The sequence below is a fragment of the Sphingobacterium sp. UBA7631 genome (genome assembly GCF_002483935.1).
Taxonomy (GTDB): domain Bacteria; phylum Bacteroidota; class Bacteroidia; order Sphingobacteriales; family Sphingobacteriaceae; genus Sphingobacterium; species Sphingobacterium multivorum.
Window position 1 is genome coordinate 811,157 of sequence record NZ_DLIX01000004.1, and the last position, 16,165, is coordinate 827,321.

Consider the following 16,165-nt stretch of genomic DNA (forward strand, 5'->3'; position numbering starts at 1 on the left):
TCATTGATTGTGGTTAACATTCGCAACAATGAATTCGTTCTCTGGTTATTGATTAATTTATATTGACGTCATTAAGCCCATTATCCAGCTTCATGACCAATAAAAAGCTTCAGCATGCTATTTTTCCCTTTCATAGCATGCTGAAGTTTTTCCTTTTAAAGATTATATACACGTATTGCGTTCTCTGCCCAAAATGCGTTCTTCTCTTCAGCCGTAAATTGCCCTAATTTATCCTCAACGATGGCAATACTTTCTTCGTAGGATGCCGCCAATAGACATACCGGCCAATCTGACCCGTACATAATGCGCTCCTTTCCAAAACGCGCAAAGATATGCTCCAGATATTGCTTAAAATCATCAAGTTTCCATCCTTCCCAATCGGCCTCTGTTGCAAGTCCCGAAACTTTACATACGACATTTGGAAAGGCAGATAGCGCATCGATAAACGCCGCCCACTCATCAAATGCTTTCGACTTGATCGGCGGTTTGGCAATATGATCCAATACAAATTGAAGATTTGGATTTTGCTGCACACAATCCAACGTTGCCGCATAATGTCGTGGACGGATGAGCAGATCATACGTATAACCATAATCTGCTAAGGCCTTCAGCCCGTTTAATACCGCAGGGCGAATGAGAAAATCAGGGTCAGCTTCTCCTTCAACAATATGACGAAATCCTTTGATGACCTTAGCTGATTGATAGCCATCCAACTGTTGTCGAATATCCGCTGCTTGAAGATCAATCCAGCCCACTACGCCTTTAATAAAAGGATAATCACTAGCCAGCTGAACCAAATAAGCAGTCTCTTCGTTGGATTGATCCGCCTGAACAGCAACACTCCCTCCAAATCCATTTCGTTCAAGCACAAATTGAATATCCAAAGGGGTGAAATCACGTCTGATGACTTGCATTTCTTCGGTAATCCAACTATCTCTAATTGGATCGAATTTCCAGAAATGCTGATGGGTATCTATACGCATAATGAAAAGAAAACCTAATGAGCAATTAATTTTTTGAATACGCTACCACAGTCTGACGGGACTCTCCAAGACCATCTGCTCCTAACTCGATCACATCGCCAGGCTTCAAATAAATCGGTGGGTTAAATCCTAAGCCAACACCTGCCGGAGTACCTGTTGATATCACGTCTCCTGGCAACAAAGTCATAAATTTAGACACATAGGATACTACATGCGCCACCGAAAAGATTAAATCCTTGGTATTACCATCTTGGTAGGTTTTTCCGTTTACCTTCAACCATAGACGCACATTGTTGATATCTTTGATTTCTTCTTTTGTCGCCATGAAAGGTCCCATCGGTGCAAACGTATCACATCCTTTTCCTTTATCCCAAGTACCGCCACGTTCCAGCTGATACTCACGTTCGGAAACATCGTTGTGCAATACATAACCGACCACATAATCTAAGGCTTCATGCTCTTCTACATAAGAAGCTTTTTTACCGATCACAATACAGAATTCCACCTCCCAATCTGTTTTTACAGAATCTTTCGGAATCATCACATTATCGTATGGACCTACCAACGAAGTGGTCGATTTCATAAAGATGATCGGTTCAGCAGGAATTGGTGCATTTGTTTCCTTGGCATGGTCTAAATAGTTCAATCCAATACAAACAATTTTGGATGGGCGGGCAAAAGGTGCTCCGATACGTTCGCCTTGAGGAACTTCAATCAACTTACCTTCATTTGCCTTCACAAATTCTTCTAAACGGGCTACACCATTCTCGGCAAAGAATTGTTCATTGTAATCACCACCAAATGCGCTTACATCGTAATTTACACCATCGATCTGAACACCGATTTTCTCCTTGCCTTGAGCTCCAAAACGTATTAATTTCATTTTTATAGTATTGAGATAATAGATATTTTATTTTTAGCTTTTTAATTATTCAATTTAATAAAACCACCGTCAATAGGGTAGTCATTTCCAGTAATAAATCCAGCATCGTCACTACACAAGAAAAGTGCTAATTTGGCAATTTCTTCCGGTTGCGCCATGCGGCCTATTGGTTGGCTTGCTGATAGTTTTTCAAACATTTCTTCCTCTTTTCCAGGATAGTTTTTTGCGATAAATCCATCCACAAATGGGGTATGTACACGTGCAGGCGAAATGCTATTGCAACGAATACCGTAGGCCATGTAATCCCGTGCTACAGACATTGACATCGCGTAAATAGCCCCCTTGCTCATCGAATACGCAAAACGATCCGTGATACCAACCCATGCAGCTATGGATGCTAAATTAAGGATTGCTCCCGAACCCTGCGCCTTCATCATCGGCACAATAGCATGCAATGCATTATAAGCTCCCTTAACATTCACATTAAAAACACGCTCAAAATCTTCTGATTGACAATTTTCCAAATTACCAACATGAGCGATACCAGCATTATTTACTAAAATATCAATTTTTCCGATATTTTGTGCTATAGCAGTAATTTCTTGTTGATCAGTTACATTACAACGATTAAATGCAGCCTGACCACCCAAAGCCAAGATCTCATCAACTACAGCCTTACCGCCATCTTCATTCAAATCCAGAATATGAACTTTTGCTCCTTCTGCAGCAAATTGCAGACTGATCGCACGGCCTATCCCACTACCACCACCGGTAATTACAGCTACTTTTTGTTCTAATTTTCCCATTGTTATTTAATTGTTAATGTCAATACCAAATCTGCTTCATCTGTCGATGTTGGCAAATCCAAGCGTAGACTATTGTTCTTATAACTAAACTTAATCTCTTTCTTTCCGATAAATGTGCTTACTTTTTTCACCTGATAAGGAAGGTTATTAATCAACAATTCCTTTTTATCCGTTTTAAACACATGTAGATACACTTGGTTTCCTTTTTTTGTCAACGCATAATCGTCTGTTGGTGACACCGCCCCACCCGCTGTTCCATAGATTGTTTCACCATACACCGATAGCCATTTTCCAAGTTCTTTCAAGCGCTCCTGTTGATAGTCCTGAATCTCACCGTTTGGCATCGGGCCAACATTGAGCAATAAATTGGAACCATGACTAGCTGCCTTGACCAGGTATTTCAGCACTTCCTGAAAGGATTTTCGTGTCCGATCTTTCAGCTCAAATCCCCAAGATCCTGCAATTGTTCCACATACTTCCTTCGCTAGTTTCCCAACATCATGCGCTTTCGTGCCGAACCCAGTAGTATTCTCTCCAGGTAAATCACGTTCGAACATCTGAAAATCTTCCCCTTCAAATGGCGCCAGATGGTGGTTGTTACCCACCAAGCACTGTGGCTGTAACTTATGAATCAATTCATAGATTTCTTTGAAATGCCAATCTTCATTGGGCTTGTCCCAATGACCATCAAACCAGATCCCATCGATCTCACCGTAGTTGCTCAACAGCTCCGTTAATTGGCTTTTCATAAACTGGACATAATGATTCCAATCCCCTTTCGTTGAATCGCGCCCCGCAATGCCACCACCCGTTTTACCAACAGGCAGATAATCATCCCGGTGCCAGTCTAAAAGCGAATAGTAGAACATCACTTTTATCCCTTCGGCACGGCAAGCTTCCACCAACTCTTTCACAATATCGCGTTTGAAGGGAGATTTCTTCACCACATTATAGTCCGAAACCTGGCTGTTCCACATCGAAAATCCATCATGATGTCTGGTCGTAAAGGTGATATACTTTGCCCCTGCCTGTTTAAATAACTTCGCCCATTCTTTCGCATTAAAGGAAATTGGATTGAAAAATTTAGGCAGCAATGCATATTCATCCAAACTGATATTCTGGTTGTTCATGACCCACTCACCATCCCCCAGCACACTATATACCCCCCAATGGATAAAAACACCAAACCGAGATTGTTCAAACCACTCCCTATTTTTCAGATTTTCGGGACTCGGTTGATAATGTTGCTGGCTATAGCTCGCGGATACTGATCCCATCAGCAAGGCTAAACCACAGATTACATGTTTAAGTTTCATATGTAAATGATTAGTTGTCATGGATTTTCAATAAACTCATTATACCCAACTACAAAGAAACACCTCTACGCCATGGTATGAAATCGTCTTGCCCCAACAACACCGCCTTCGGTTTCACTTCACCAGAAGCAACCTCTATTACATAATCCAAAATACGGTGTGCGGCTTCCTCAATAGTCTCTGTACCTTCGATAATGGTACCACAGTTCAAATCCAGGATATCGGGCATTTTCTCAAAAGTCTTGGTATTTGTTGATAGTTTCACAACAGGTGCAATCGGGTTACCTGTAGGGGTACCCAGCCCCGTAGTAAACAAGACAATATTAGCACCTGCTGCCACTTCTGCAGTTGTACTTTCCACATCATTACCAGGCGTACATAATAAGTTTAACCCCGGACCGTTGGCCAATTCAGGATAATCAATCACTGCTGCAACAGGTGATGTTCCTCCTTTTTTGGCAGCCCCAGCAGACTTAATTGCGTCAGTAATTAAACCATCACGAATATTGCCCGGAGAAGGATTCATATAGAATCCCGAACCATCAGCTTCAGCTTTTGCGTTGTAAGTACGCATCAGCGACATAAAACGCTCCGCCGTTGGCTCATCGATACAACGATCACTCAACTCCTGTTCCACGCCGCATAATTCAGGAAACTCCGCCAGAATCACCGATCCGCCTAAAGTCACCAAAATATCTGATACAAATCCGAGCGCCGGATTGGCCGAGATGCCCGAAAATCCGTCTGAACCACCACATTCCAGACCTATACACAATTTGTCCAATGAGGCTGGTTTGCGCTCATTTTTATCCGCTTGCATCATCCCTGCAAAAGTTGCTTTAATCGCCTTTTGCATAAGCTCTTTTTCAGTTCCTTCTTTCTGTTGTTCGAAAATATACAGTGGGCGATCAAAACCTGGACTTCGCTTTTCAATTTCAGCTTTCAGAATGGAAGCCTGCGCATGCTGACATCCTAAACTCAATACCGTTGCCCCCGCCACATTCGGATGGGTGATATAACCAGCCAAAAGGCCACATAAGGCATCCGAATCCATGCGGGTTCCGCCGCAGCCCATTTCATGGTTTAAAAACTTGATTCCATCGACATTTTTGAACAGGCGTTCCTGCTCACTGGAAGTCGAATTAGCAAGTAGATCCTGACTAAGAATCGCATTTACATCAGCACCAGACTTATATAAGCTAATGAGATCTTCTACCTCAGACACGTAATTATTGGCTTTTACTTTATAGCCCAACTTTTCTTCAAAAGCAGCCTTCAGGGTCAATACATTTCTATTTTCGCAAAAAACCAATGGAATAACCAACCAGTAATTGGCCGTTCCAACAGTCCCATTTGAACGGTGGAATCCATTGAACGTTTTATCTTTAAATGCAGAAACATCAGGTCTTGTCCAGGCTGTCTTGCGATTGCCCATTTTAAAATCTTCCGACGCATGGCGCAAGTTTTCAGTGGTAATGAGTTCCCCTTCAGCTAGGGGAGTATTCAATTTTCCTACCAGAACACCATACATCAATATCTCCGTATCTTGTTCCATTGGCTGGATGGTGAATTTATGTTTGGCAGCAACAGCTTGCTTTAATGTAAATTCCTTACCTTCAAAAACAATCGTTGTTCCCGCAGCCAAGTCCTGTAATGCAACAAGGACATTATCCATTGGATGGATCTGTAAATAGCGCTGTATAGCCATAATTATACTAATTCAAATATTTTTGTCATCATTACCCATTTCTCTCCCGGCTTTGCCCCCGGAATGGCCGCCTGGTATTTCCACATCAGCTGTTCCCATTCCTGTACTTTTTCATTGGCAGCATCCATAGCCGATTTTTTCTCAAATGAAAAGTCTTCACCCACCTCCATGTTCATAAACAATCTATTTTCAAAACGATAGATCTCCATCTGCAGAATACCTGCATCCAGAATCGAACGTTTTATTTCCGGCCAAACCTCACGGTGGTAATCCTCATATTCCTTGATCAATTGTGGATCGTCCACAAGATCTAAAGCCATGACATATCTTTTCATTACTAACTAATTAATGTGATTTAAGATTTTCGGTTTCCGCAATATTGACATTTCTATTTTGGAAAGCAAACAATAAGACAACAATAAAACAAACCAATGGCACAAAATAGCCATACTGGAAATGTCCTGTTTTATCCGAGATAAAGCCCAAAATTGGAGGTAACAAAGCACCACCAACAATAGACATGACGATCAAACTGGAAGCAGATTTGGTATCGGCACCGATACCTTGTACACCAAACGCGAATATCGTCGGAAACATAATAGACATAAAGAATGCAATACCGATCAATGCATACAAGGTCTGAATACCTGATCCGAAGATGACAAATAGGGATAGAACGATCGCTATAGCGGAATAGATGATCAGAAGCTGGGATGCTGATACAAAACGCATAAAAAATGTACCGATAAACCGGCCCAACATAAAAGCCAATCCCGCAAACCCAGCATAATCGGCCCCATCCTTACCCGATATGCCCGCAGCTTCTGTTGCATACAATACCAGGAAGCTTAAAATACAGACTTGCGCTCCCACATAGAAAAATTGAGCCACCACGGCCCAACGCACATTTTTATGACGCAACGCGTGGAAAAAACCAGCTCTACCTTCTTCCTCGGCATCTTTGATATCAGGTAATTTGGTAAAGAAAAACAAGGCAGCGATCAATAAAATCAATATTCCCAATACTACATAAGGCAATTTCACAGCAGCTGTTTCCGACTGAATATACGCCATCTTTGCCTGCTCAGCCATTTGCGCCAGTTCTTCCTGTGATTTGGGTTCATGGGATAAAATAAATTTTCCACCAAAAATCGGAGCAACAAAGGCTGCTAGTCCATTAAAGGACTGCGCAAAATTAAGCCGTTGCGCCGAAGAAGCTGGATCTCCCAAAATCGCTACATACGGATTTGCAGCGGTTTCCAGAATGGTAAGACCACAGGCTACAACGAACAATGCCCCCAAAAAGAAAACATAACTTATCGTATTGGCCGCAGGTACAAAAAGAAAACAGCCAATGGCAAAAAAGATCAATCCAATCAAAATACCCGCTTTATAGCCATATTTTTTCATGATAATTCCAGCAGGAATCGCCATCACAAAATAAGCGATAAATACAGCCGAATCGACTAAGGAAGCCTGGAAATGGGATAAACTAAACGCATTCCTCAAATGCGGAATTAAGATCGGATCAAGGTTATGAATAAATCCCCAGAAAAAGAACAAGGATGTCACCAAAATCAAGGCAAATGCGTAACTCTTTTTATTCGTCATATTTTTCAAATGGTTATAAGTAGTTATTTAATGTAAAATAAGCTTAAAAATGCTAGACAATATTCAAGTATATTATCAAATTATTAAGCTATATTACCATAGCTAAACTGAATTATGTAACTTTACTGCATATATTTCATAATTATGAAAGCACAGCTGCTTCATTTAAACAGCAATCTTGAGCATTCGTTCAACGCGCGTAGAGACAATACACCTCAGTACCATAATCTTTGGCATTACCACGAAGAACTGGAATTAATTTATTTCGCCAAAGGCTCAGGCACCCAATTTATTGGCGATAGTGTCCGGCGCTTTGAATCGGGCGATATCACCCTTGTGGGTTCAAACCTACCTCATTATTGGTTATTTGACGAAATTTATCTTCAAGAGGAAGAAGCAGAAAGCGCAGATATTCGTGTGCTTCATTTTAAAGAGAACTTTTGGGGAAATGATTTTATTAATTTACCTGAAAATAAATCCATCAAAGACCTTATTCGCGTCTCCAAAAGAGGCATTTCATTATTGGAGTGCAGCCGACTAAAAACTGCGCAATTAATTGACGCTATCTTGGCAGCAACAGGTACCCCACGTATTATTCATTTATTAGAAATATTACAGTATATTTCGGCCGAAGAACAACATGATCTGTTAACGAGCCCCACTTTTACCATCCAGCTGCAAGATCAGGATGCCAACCGTATGCAGGTTGCCATGCAATATATCGGTGAAAATTATCGCGACCAGATACGCCTGCAAGAACTTGCCTCTCTCACGGGAATGACCCCAAATTCCTTCTGCCGTTATTTCAAATCACAGATCGGAAAAACGCTCTTTCAATTTCTGATCGAAATGCGCGTGAAAACCGCTTGCAATTTATTAATAGAAAACAAACAGACGGTGAAGCAGATCTGCTTTGAATCAGGTTTTCAAAACTTTTCAAGCTTCCATAAATACTTCAAAAATGTAACCGGCACCACGCCGCTCAGCTTTCAGCGATCAAAAACTTAAGACGATTTTACCCAATAAGCTTGAATCTTCCATCAATCGATGGGCTTCCGCAGCCTCGGCAAAAGGAAGCACCTGGTATAAGGTCGGTTTGAAATCGCCAGCGCTAAGTTTCGGCCATACCTGAGACCAGATATCATCCCGTAGCACTTGCTTAAATTCACGGTCTCTCGCCCGTAATGTACTTCCCGTTAAAACAATCCGTTTCTGCATTAATTTGAGCAAGTTTAACTCGACTATTGCGCTTTCCATCGCATTAATATAAACCAAACGTCCATCGGGGTTCAAAAGGTTGATATTTTTCTCAAAATATGAACCACCAATACTGTCTAAAATAACATCAACCCCCAAAGGCTTCAGCGCCTCCAGAAAATCCTCCGTTTTATAATTTATTGTTTTGGTTGCTCCCAATGATTTACAAAAGCTAGCCTTTTCAGATGAGCTGACTGTCGTATATACTGCTGCACCAAACAAGGCCGCTAACTGAATTGCCGTACTGCCAATCCCACCAGCACCACCGTGTACCAAAAAATGATCGCCGGTCTGCAAATTCCCTCTTCGAAAGACATTGTCCCATACTGTAAATACGGTCTCAGGCAGCGAGGCTGCTTCCGCAAAATCTAAATGATCGGGAATAGGCAAACAATGTCCCTGATAGACCTTAGCATAGTTTGCATAACCTCCACCCGCTACGAGTGCACATACACGATCACCAATGTTCCAGTCAGCGACCCCGGTTCCCTTTGCGACAATAACCCCTGCTATTTCTAATCCAGGTATCCGCGCATCCACCCCGGCAGGTGCCGGATAGTTCCCTTTACGCTGAAAAACATCTGGTCTATTTACACCTGCAGCCTTTACTTCTACTAAAACTTCCAGTTCACCGATCTGCGGCATCTCCACATCGCGGACTTCCAAAACTTCGGGTCCGCCCGGTTCAGTAATAATGACAGCTTTCATCATGATTTTTTGGGATATTTCTGTAATCTTATATTGAGCGAAAGCATAAAATAACGAGCCAAACGATTGTTTCGAACGTCTAAAATATCATTTCCCACCACGGCACGTGAAATTCCAGTATTCTGATTCATTAGATCGAATCCCTGAAATCTCAACATACCCAAGTTATTCCTTCCAAAAGTATATTCCATATAGGCGTTGATTATCGTTGGATTAATATTGTTCCATGAGCTCGAATAACCCGCATTAAATTTTTGAGAAAGTTCAAGTCCCATGGTAAAATGTTTGCCCAAATAAGCTTTAGATCCCAAACCAACGATTCCAGAATGCGCCGTGATATTATCTTGTACAGGCCAGTCAAATGTGGCCCTGTTCAACGAATAGTTGCCATTTAATTCCGCTTCAAAAATATCACTCCAGGTATAGCGGAATTGAAGGGCTTGTGTAAACAAAAAGTGTCCACCAAAGCTCTTTTTATCATTGACGTACGAAATATTGTTGTAATAATCTGCATTGCCATTTAAGCTCATCTGCAAATTATCCGACAATAAAGAAGCTGTAAACAAATAATAGCTCTTAATATCATAGTAGCCTTCTGTATTGCGATAAGTCGTTTTCTGTATCGTTGAATTAGGTTCAATTGTCCGGTTGGCTACAATCTTATCATTTACTAAGTTAAAAGCAAGACTGGCTTCCAGATATTGTCCCCTCCGCGTGATGGATTTGCGATACTTTGAAACAATACTATGTGCAAATTCAGATTTCAAATCCTTATTTCCGACCACGATATTCTGTGTGTTGGTATTGTCCACCACCGGCTGTATCTGATAGAAACTAGGCTGGTTATTACGTCCATAATAGTCCATAGAAAGATCCTCTTCTTTGGTAAACTTCCATTTCAATCCAGCAGAGGGCACGAGATTAACATTTGAATAGGAGGTTTTTATCAGTTTATCTGTTGAACTTCCCGTTAATTCGGACGGCTGAACTGCAAAACCGAAGTTTACCTTTACTTTTTCGCTTAAGTCTTGGCGGTAAATCATGCCGACTTTATTGCTTGCGAAAGAATAGTCGTACTTCAAACTAAGTGAATCCACCAGTATGGGCCCGTTGTTAAAATTATTGTTATTGTCAAAAGTAGAGCGACGGGCATCAATTTTGGTATAATCGAAATCGTAATTGATCTCCAAGGTACCACCTAAATCAACGGGCTCCACCAACGACAAGCGACTTTGGATATTTTTATTCTCATTGCTGGAACGGACCATTTGATTCAGGTAAGTTTCCGTTATTTTTGGCACGTTCAAGCTGCTGTCGATCGCTCTATTAAAATCGCGCACTTCCTCATCTTTATCCAAGGAATTAAAATCCGTATGCAAAGTATAAAGTACTTTCCGCCCCGGTTTAGTAAAACTTCGCACGTAAAAAAGATCTAAAGCCGCAGCAGGGCTTTCTGTACTATTGGCCGCGCCGTAGTTCCCCGTACTACTTAACCGATTATTTTGGATCCTTCTATCTTTTAACGTATTGCTGGTCGAATTGGTCCAAGATAGTTTGGGCGATATTTTAAGCTGATCTTTGGGCGACAGCTTCATATCAAAATCCCAGTCCATTTTATGGATACGATCGATTGATTTTATTTTGTAATCTTCAAAATTACTAATCAGATTATTCGCGGCTTTGCCATACCCATATATCGATTGTAATAAGGAATTTCCCTGGATATAATTATTACGTTGCGTAAAGCTATATTTTCCGCTTGCTGTTACCGTTTTAGAAAGCGGACTAGAGAAACTACCACCTACAGAGCCGATTTTATTGACGCCGTCTGTCGGGTCCGCAAAATCCGCTAGCTCGCCCATTTCCCGCTCCCGTTCCCCGCCATTGGGCGAACCGAAAGAAAAAAGGTTGGTATTGGTATTATTGACCGAGGCGATAACAGAGTACTCTTTACCGTCATTGAAACGATTCAGTCCAGCACTCCCCAAGTAACGATCTACCGAACCACCGCCAAGCGTAGCTTGACCAAAAGTAATTTTCTTCTTATCATCTTTGAGCACAATATTCAGAACTTTTTCGGATTCAGCACTTTTAATTCCTTTTGCCGTCGCCTCGTCACCATAAAAATCAATAACTTGAACGCTTTTCACAAAATCTGCAGGAAGATTGCGTGTGGCGGTGAGCACATCGCCACCAAAGAATTTTTTACCATCCACCTTAACAGAGGATATGGGCTTACCGAAGGCGTAGACAGAACCATCCCGCGAGACCTGAATATTGGGTAATGCCTTAAGAGCCTCTTCTAAGAGTGCCCGACGATCAAATTGAAAAGCATCCAGATTAAATTGAACAGTATCCTGCTTATAGACAATGGGTTTATATTTTAGTACAACAACTTCTTTTAAAAGGGATACATGGGGAAACATGGTCAATTTTCCAACATCCAATTTAGCTGTCGTGCTATTGTACAAGGGATAACTACGTTCCAAGATACTAAGGCCCAGCTGGCTACAGCTAATACGAATATCATTACCCAGTACACGATTAAAATGAAAATAACCTGTTGCGGAAGTTGATGAGAACAAGGTATCGCGGGAACTCGTCAGGTGAACACTTACACCATTTAGGGGCCTTCCAGCTGTATCGACAACAATGCCATAAACCTCTTTTTTTGACACCTGCCCTAAAGTGGTTTTGGGTAAAAAAAACAAGTTCGTTATAGCTAAAAAAAGTACTAACCGGATAATATTCCCGTCCTTTAGTTCCATCAAATAGACTTTGCAATAATACAATTCAATATAAGAATTCTTAAGCTATTAACGTAAAAAGTTGTGATTTTGTATATAAAAAAAACGAGCTGTTTTCTCAACAGCTCGTTTCTTACACTATTTTTTACAATTTATTATTCACCCGCAAAGGTAACCTTAACGAGGTGCTTATCAATTTCCCAACGGCCAGTACCATCTTCACCGATTACATCGAATAATTCAAGAATACGTCTTGCAACAAACTCCTCCTCCACTTGCTCTTCCAAGAACCATTGAACAAAGTTAAAAGTTACGTAGTCTTTTTCCTTCGCACATCTATCCGCAATATTATTGAATTGTTCAGTAACAAACATCTCTTGTTCCAATGTTTGCTCAAATACACCACGGAATGATTCAAAATCTTGAGGAATACCTGTAACTTCCGGAGAAATTGCACGACCACCGCGGTTGTTAATATAATTGAAAAGCTTCAACATGTGCTCGCGTTCTTCGTTGGATTGTTTCGCAAAAAACTCGGAAGCATTTTCCAAACCCTGATCATCACACCATGAAGACATTGCCAAATATAATGCTGAAGAATGAGCTTCAACTTTAATCTGTGCATTCAATATATTTTCGATCTCTTCTTTCAAAGAAGATTTTAATTTCAATAAATCTTTCATATTTACCTTAAGTTTAATTTCTAAAACATGAACAAGTGAAACACATGATCACCTGACTACATCACAAAGATACAGCAGATATTCAAAATGTGTATCAAGAATATGTAATACAAATTCAGTCTAAATTAGACAAACAAACCACAACTTGTTTAGAATCAATACAATTACAAATACGTGATATTGATACTTTCAATAAGCCATCAAATAAAACAATAAGTGGCAGAAAGGACTTAAAATCAGGAATGCCAACGAAAAAACAAAAGGTAGTCCATTGAGACTTATTTAAATTAAAATTAAATAAGGTCACCACAAAACAAAAAGCGGTATACATCATAGACGTACACCGCTTTTTAAATTCGTTTATATATACTACCTAAGCGAAAACCGCAAATGGCGAAACCTGCAAACAAGTTCTGACAACGCTATTCAATTCCATCATAAATTTAGCGCCATCTAATAATTCGCGCAACTGGAGCACATCCGCTACAGTTAAGATGAAACATCTTTCTGTACGAAAAGGCATAATGATTTCAAAATCAGATGAGCGTGTTGTATCATGAAGCATATGCTCAACATCAATCCCATCGATACGTTTCTTAAATTTCAAAAAATCCGATACCGAGAAAGACGTTGTTTCATTATTATATTCCAACCAGAAACAATTTTTGCGGCTACATTGATAAACTGTACCTGCTATAGTTGAAAACACTTCCTCAACATGTGCTAACGGACAAACCAATTTTGACATTTCTATTTCCCTTATCATTTAAATCGATCAAAAATAAATATTATTTATAATCAATCCAAGTAAAACAGAAGATTATTTTGATTTAATATAAATAAGCCTTTCAACCGCTCATGGTAATAAAGCCTCCATGATTTCCTGCAGCAAATTATGAAAACCAACTGACGCTTTTTTCTGACTATAACAACAAAAAAAAGGAGGCCAGTTACTACTGACCTCCTGTATGTATTCCTATGTTTTGATCGTTATTAATCGTATTCTTCTTCCTCTTCTTCCTCTAGCGCAAGTACTTCATTACGCCCATTGATCACTGTATTTTTCGTTTTTGTTTTATGTTTGTTAATCTGTCTACGCAAGGATTCTACAGCAATATCTGTCGCCTCCTCAAAGCTTTTCGCTTGCCCTTTCGCAAAAAGCTGGCTTCCCGGGATATTTAATTTAATTTCTGAAATTTTATTTGCCTCATCATCGACATTTTCCAATCGCAGGTAGCATTCGCCACCAATAATGGAATCCAAAAACTGCTCCAATTTTCCTGTTTTCTTTTTGATAAACTCGATTAGCTTTTGATCAGCAGTAAATCGAATGGATTGCACAGTAATGTTCATTTTTCCTCCTTTTTTTAAGCTTTTGGATGAGCTTGTTTATAAATAGACTTCAGTCGTTCTGCTGAGTTATGCGTGTACACTTGCGTTGCCGCAAGCCCCGCGTGCCCCAGCAGCTCCTTAATTGCATTTAAATCCGCCCCATTATCCAATAGGGCTGTTGCGAAAGTATGTCTCAAAATATGAGGACTTCTCTTACCTTGAGTCGAAATCAGCGTCAATTGCCGATGTACAATAGCATAGATCAGCTTGGCATATGCTGGCTTTCCTTCTTTCGTAACGATTAGTAAGCTGTTATTAGTATCAACAAATTGCGTCGCCTTTTGTTGCAAATAGTTTTTCAATTCTTTCAATAAAAGATTATTGATCGGAACCAAGCGTTCTTTGTTCCTTTTACCTAATATAAGAATATTTTTATTAAAAAAATCTATATCCTGCTCCTTAATTTTCAACAATTCTGCCAACCGAATCCCGGTACCGAACAACAATTCCATCACCATATAATCGCGGCAGGATTCAAACCCATCCTGCTCCTGCCCCATCTGATCCAACAAACGGACCAGCTTTTCCTTTTCAACAACAACCGGTAATTTTTTAGCAGTTTTTAACGCTTTAATAAGCGTCATGGGATTTTTCGCAATACACTCTTCTCTTTGCAAAAATTTAAAATAAGTTCGCATTGAAGACATACTCCGGTTGACTGAACTTGCATTTTTTCCGGACTCTACCATTTGCGCAAAATAATGACGCAAATCACGGTATACGATATCCTGCACAGTCAGCCCCTCACGATTCAAAAAAGACTGGAACATCTCCAGCTCATGCTTATAGGCAATAACCGTATGTTCTGAATACCTTTTTTCAATCTGCAAAAACCGAATAAACTCCTTTTCCAACATATTTTCCCTCGCTATATAGCTTAAATTACAAACTTAAAAGCACAAAAAAAAGGGAAAAGCTAGGCTTTTCCCTTTATATTTTAAAATTCTCAGCGAATCAATTAGTTAGCTACATCTTGATTCAAAGATTGTTTGTAAATCGCTTTTTTCACTTGAATGCGACGAGTTACAGATCTCTTTTCGTAAGCTTGACGTGAACGCAATTCTCTTAAAACTCCAGTTTTTTCGAATTTCTTTTTGAAACGTTTCAATGCTCTATCTAAAGATTCTCCTTCTTTTACATTTACGATAATCATGCGTTATATATACCTCCTTTCGCCGCTTTTAAATTTAAAGTGGGACAAAGGTAAGCTATTTCTTTTTAAAAAGGAAAACAAAATTATTTTTTTATAACAATCCGTATTCTTCCAACAAAACTTTTAAGGGTTTCTCCCTAGTACACAATGCTGTATGCCAACCCAATTGTTTTGCTGTCGCCAGATGTTGCGGACTATCATCAATAAATAAAGTCTCCGCCGGATCCAATTGTTGTTCTTGCATGACCAATTCAAATATTTCCGCATCCGGTTTGCGCATCCCCACTAAATGGGAATAGTAGGTCTTTTCAAAAAAACCTTCATTGTCGGCAACACCATATTTTTGATGAATATCATTCATACAATAGGCATAATGAATTGCATTATTGTTACTTAACAAAAATGTTCGGTATCGATCTTTCAACTGAACTAGAATCTCATGGTTACCTTGTGGTACACCAAGCAGCAAACTGTTCCAGGCCGTATCAATCTGTTCGTCCGTCAGGGCTGGATTTTGGGTTAATGCTCTTATCCCCTCACGGAATTGCGTAGAATCAATTTTCCCTTTATCAAAATTATCAAAAAGTGCACTTTGACCATGATGTCCAAATACGGCATCCACATTTTCTATACCTAACTGAGTAAAAGCATCTTTCAATTTTACAAAGTCGATCATAAAGATCACATTCCCATAATCAAGAACAATATTTTTAATTTTTTCCATTGAATTATTTTGAAATATCGATACAAATATCGATAATTGCATCGTCAAAACGGCACAACAGCTGTTTAAATTGACAAAACAAACGACCTGCTCCTATAGCTCAGTCGGTTAGAGTAGAAGACTCATAATCTTTTGGTCCCTGGTTCGAGCCCAGGTGGGAGCACAAAAAATCCTCATCATGCGATGAGGATTTT

The 16,165-nt window shown here is 40.0% G+C and carries 16 protein-coding genes and 1 tRNA gene; 2 read left to right on the forward strand and 15 right to left on the reverse strand.

All coding sequences use genetic code 11. The features are described from left to right. Positions 1–155 precede the first annotated feature (155 nt). From B3P16_RS08160 to fucP, 7 genes are read right to left on the reverse strand one after another with little or no spacing between them, the layout of a single operon-like run. On the reverse strand, positions 156–983 hold the full coding sequence (locus tag B3P16_RS08160; RefSeq protein ID WP_286842342.1) for an amidohydrolase family protein: 828 nt from the start codon (positions 981–983) through the stop codon (positions 156–158). 25 nt (positions 984–1,008) lie between these two features. After that, positions 1,009–1,866 carry a fumarylacetoacetate hydrolase family protein gene (locus B3P16_RS08165; RefSeq protein ID WP_070563737.1) on the reverse strand — a complete coding sequence of 286 codons (858 nt, stop codon included), beginning with the start codon at positions 1,864–1,866 and terminating at the stop codon, positions 1,009–1,011. 41 nt (positions 1,867–1,907) lie between these two features. Then, entirely contained in the window at positions 1,908–2,672 is a 765-nt protein-coding gene (locus B3P16_RS08170; RefSeq protein ID WP_046672143.1) for an SDR family NAD(P)-dependent oxidoreductase, read from the reverse strand. A 2-nt stretch (positions 2,673–2,674) separates the two neighbouring features. After that, positions 2,675–3,988: an alpha-L-fucosidase gene (locus tag B3P16_RS08175; RefSeq protein ID WP_286842345.1), complete on the reverse strand. Its 1,314-nt coding sequence runs from the start codon at positions 3,986–3,988 to the stop codon at positions 2,675–2,677. A 49-nt stretch (positions 3,989–4,037) separates the two neighbouring features. Continuing rightward, a complete protein-coding gene (locus B3P16_RS08180; protein ID WP_286842347.1) occupies positions 4,038–5,696 on the reverse strand; it encodes a UxaA family hydrolase in 1,659 nt (552 codons plus the stop codon). Between the two features lie 2 nt (positions 5,697–5,698). Beyond that, positions 5,699–6,031 (reverse strand): L-rhamnose mutarotase, encoded by a 333-nt coding sequence (locus tag B3P16_RS08185; RefSeq protein ID WP_046672141.1) that lies wholly within the window; start codon positions 6,029–6,031, stop codon positions 5,699–5,701. Positions 6,032–6,041: 10 nt separating this feature from the next. After that, positions 6,042–7,307, reverse strand: coding sequence for an L-fucose:H+ symporter permease (gene fucP, locus B3P16_RS08190; RefSeq protein WP_286842349.1), 1,266 nt, complete (start codon positions 7,305–7,307; stop codon positions 6,042–6,044). A 144-nt stretch (positions 7,308–7,451) separates the two neighbouring features. Between fucP and B3P16_RS08195 the strand changes: the two genes are divergently transcribed. After that, positions 7,452–8,315, forward strand: a complete 864-nt coding sequence (locus B3P16_RS08195; protein WP_286842352.1) for an AraC family transcriptional regulator — start codon at positions 7,452–7,454, stop codon at positions 8,313–8,315. On the opposite strand, the gene B3P16_RS08200 is transcribed toward B3P16_RS08195, so the two are convergent. The 8 genes from B3P16_RS08200 to B3P16_RS08235 all read right to left on the reverse strand — a co-directional run bounded on the left by B3P16_RS08200 (position 8,304) and on the right by B3P16_RS08235 (position 15,971). Beyond that, entirely contained in the window at positions 8,304–9,275 is a 972-nt protein-coding gene (locus B3P16_RS08200) for an NAD(P)H-quinone oxidoreductase (protein WP_312522780.1), read from the reverse strand. The two genes, B3P16_RS08195 and B3P16_RS08200, sit on opposite strands and share 12 nt — an antisense overlap. Then, on the reverse strand, positions 9,272–11,950 hold the full coding sequence (locus B3P16_RS08205; RefSeq protein WP_286842354.1) for a TonB-dependent receptor: 2,679 nt from the start codon (positions 11,948–11,950) through the stop codon (positions 9,272–9,274). The genes B3P16_RS08200 and B3P16_RS08205 overlap by 4 nt, the downstream gene beginning before the upstream one ends. Positions 11,951–12,174: 224 nt before the next feature. After that, complete coding sequence (locus B3P16_RS08210) at positions 12,175–12,702, reverse strand: ferritin (RefSeq protein ID WP_070563752.1); 528 nt, start codon at positions 12,700–12,702, stop codon at positions 12,175–12,177. Positions 12,703–13,075: 373 nt separating this feature from the next. Continuing rightward, positions 13,076–13,450 carry a DUF6686 family protein gene (locus B3P16_RS08215; RefSeq protein WP_046672136.1) on the reverse strand — a complete coding sequence of 125 codons (375 nt, stop codon included), beginning with the start codon at positions 13,448–13,450 and terminating at the stop codon, positions 13,076–13,078. 245 nt (positions 13,451–13,695) lie between these two features. Continuing rightward, positions 13,696–14,055 carry a ribosome hibernation-promoting factor, HPF/YfiA family gene (gene hpf / locus B3P16_RS08220; RefSeq protein WP_286753256.1) on the reverse strand — a complete coding sequence of 120 codons (360 nt, stop codon included), beginning with the start codon at positions 14,053–14,055 and terminating at the stop codon, positions 13,696–13,698. A 14-nt stretch (positions 14,056–14,069) separates the two neighbouring features. Then, positions 14,070–14,951 carry a tyrosine-type recombinase/integrase gene (locus B3P16_RS08225; RefSeq protein ID WP_286753255.1) on the reverse strand — a complete coding sequence of 294 codons (882 nt, stop codon included), beginning with the start codon at positions 14,949–14,951 and terminating at the stop codon, positions 14,070–14,072. Between the two features lie 101 nt (positions 14,952–15,052). Further along, positions 15,053–15,247, reverse strand: coding sequence for a 30S ribosomal protein S21 (gene rpsU / locus B3P16_RS08230; protein WP_046672133.1), 195 nt, complete (start codon positions 15,245–15,247; stop codon positions 15,053–15,055). Between the two features lie 91 nt (positions 15,248–15,338). Then, the gene (locus B3P16_RS08235) at positions 15,339–15,971 is read right to left on the reverse strand and encodes an HAD family hydrolase (RefSeq protein WP_172462466.1); all 633 of its coding nucleotides are present in this window, start codon (positions 15,969–15,971) and stop codon (positions 15,339–15,341) included. Between the two features lie 89 nt (positions 15,972–16,060). On the opposite strand from B3P16_RS08235, the gene B3P16_RS08240 reads away from it, so the two are divergent. Further along, a tRNA-Ile gene (locus B3P16_RS08240) sits at positions 16,061–16,134 on the forward strand. Positions 16,135–16,165 lie beyond the last annotated feature (31 nt).

Coding starts and splice junctions, on each gene's coding strand:
- B3P16_RS08160 (WP_286842342.1), bottom strand. CDS start 983: ATGCGTATAGATACCCATCAGCATTTCTGGAAATTCGATCCAATTAGA.
- B3P16_RS08165 (WP_070563737.1), bottom strand. CDS start 1,866: ATGAAATTAATACGTTTTGGAGCTCAAGGCAAGGAGAAAATCGGTGTT.
- B3P16_RS08170 (WP_046672143.1), bottom strand. CDS start 2,672: ATGGGAAAATTAGAACAAAAAGTAGCTGTAATTACCGGTGGTGGTAGT.
- B3P16_RS08175 (WP_286842345.1), bottom strand. CDS start 3,988: ATGAAACTTAAACATGTAATCTGTGGTTTAGCCTTGCTGATGGGATCA.
- B3P16_RS08180 (WP_286842347.1), bottom strand. CDS start 5,696: ATGGCTATACAGCGCTATTTACAGATCCATCCAATGGATAATGTCCTT.
- B3P16_RS08185 (WP_046672141.1), bottom strand. CDS start 6,031: ATGAAAAGATATGTCATGGCTTTAGATCTTGTGGACGATCCACAATTG.
- fucP (WP_286842349.1), bottom strand. CDS start 7,307: ATGACGAATAAAAAGAGTTACGCATTTGCCTTGATTTTGGTGACATCC.
- B3P16_RS08195 (WP_286842352.1), top strand. CDS start 7,452: ATGAAAGCACAGCTGCTTCATTTAAACAGCAATCTTGAGCATTCGTTC.
- B3P16_RS08200 (WP_312522780.1), bottom strand. CDS start 9,275: ATGATGAAAGCTGTCATTATTACTGAACCGGGCGGACCCGAAGTTTTG.
- B3P16_RS08210 (WP_070563752.1), bottom strand. CDS start 12,702: ATGAAAGATTTATTGAAATTAAAATCTTCTTTGAAAGAAGAGATCGAA.
- B3P16_RS08215 (WP_046672136.1), bottom strand. CDS start 13,450: ATGTCAAAATTGGTTTGTCCGTTAGCACATGTTGAGGAAGTGTTTTCA.
- hpf (WP_286753256.1), bottom strand. CDS start 14,055: ATGAACATTACTGTGCAATCCATTCGATTTACTGCTGATCAAAAGCTA.
- B3P16_RS08225 (WP_286753255.1), bottom strand. CDS start 14,951: ATGTTGGAAAAGGAGTTTATTCGGTTTTTGCAGATTGAAAAAAGGTAT.
- rpsU (WP_046672133.1), bottom strand. CDS start 15,247: ATGATTATCGTAAATGTAAAAGAAGGAGAATCTTTAGATAGAGCATTG.
- B3P16_RS08235 (WP_172462466.1), bottom strand. CDS start 15,971: ATGGAAAAAATTAAAAATATTGTTCTTGATTATGGGAATGTGATCTTT.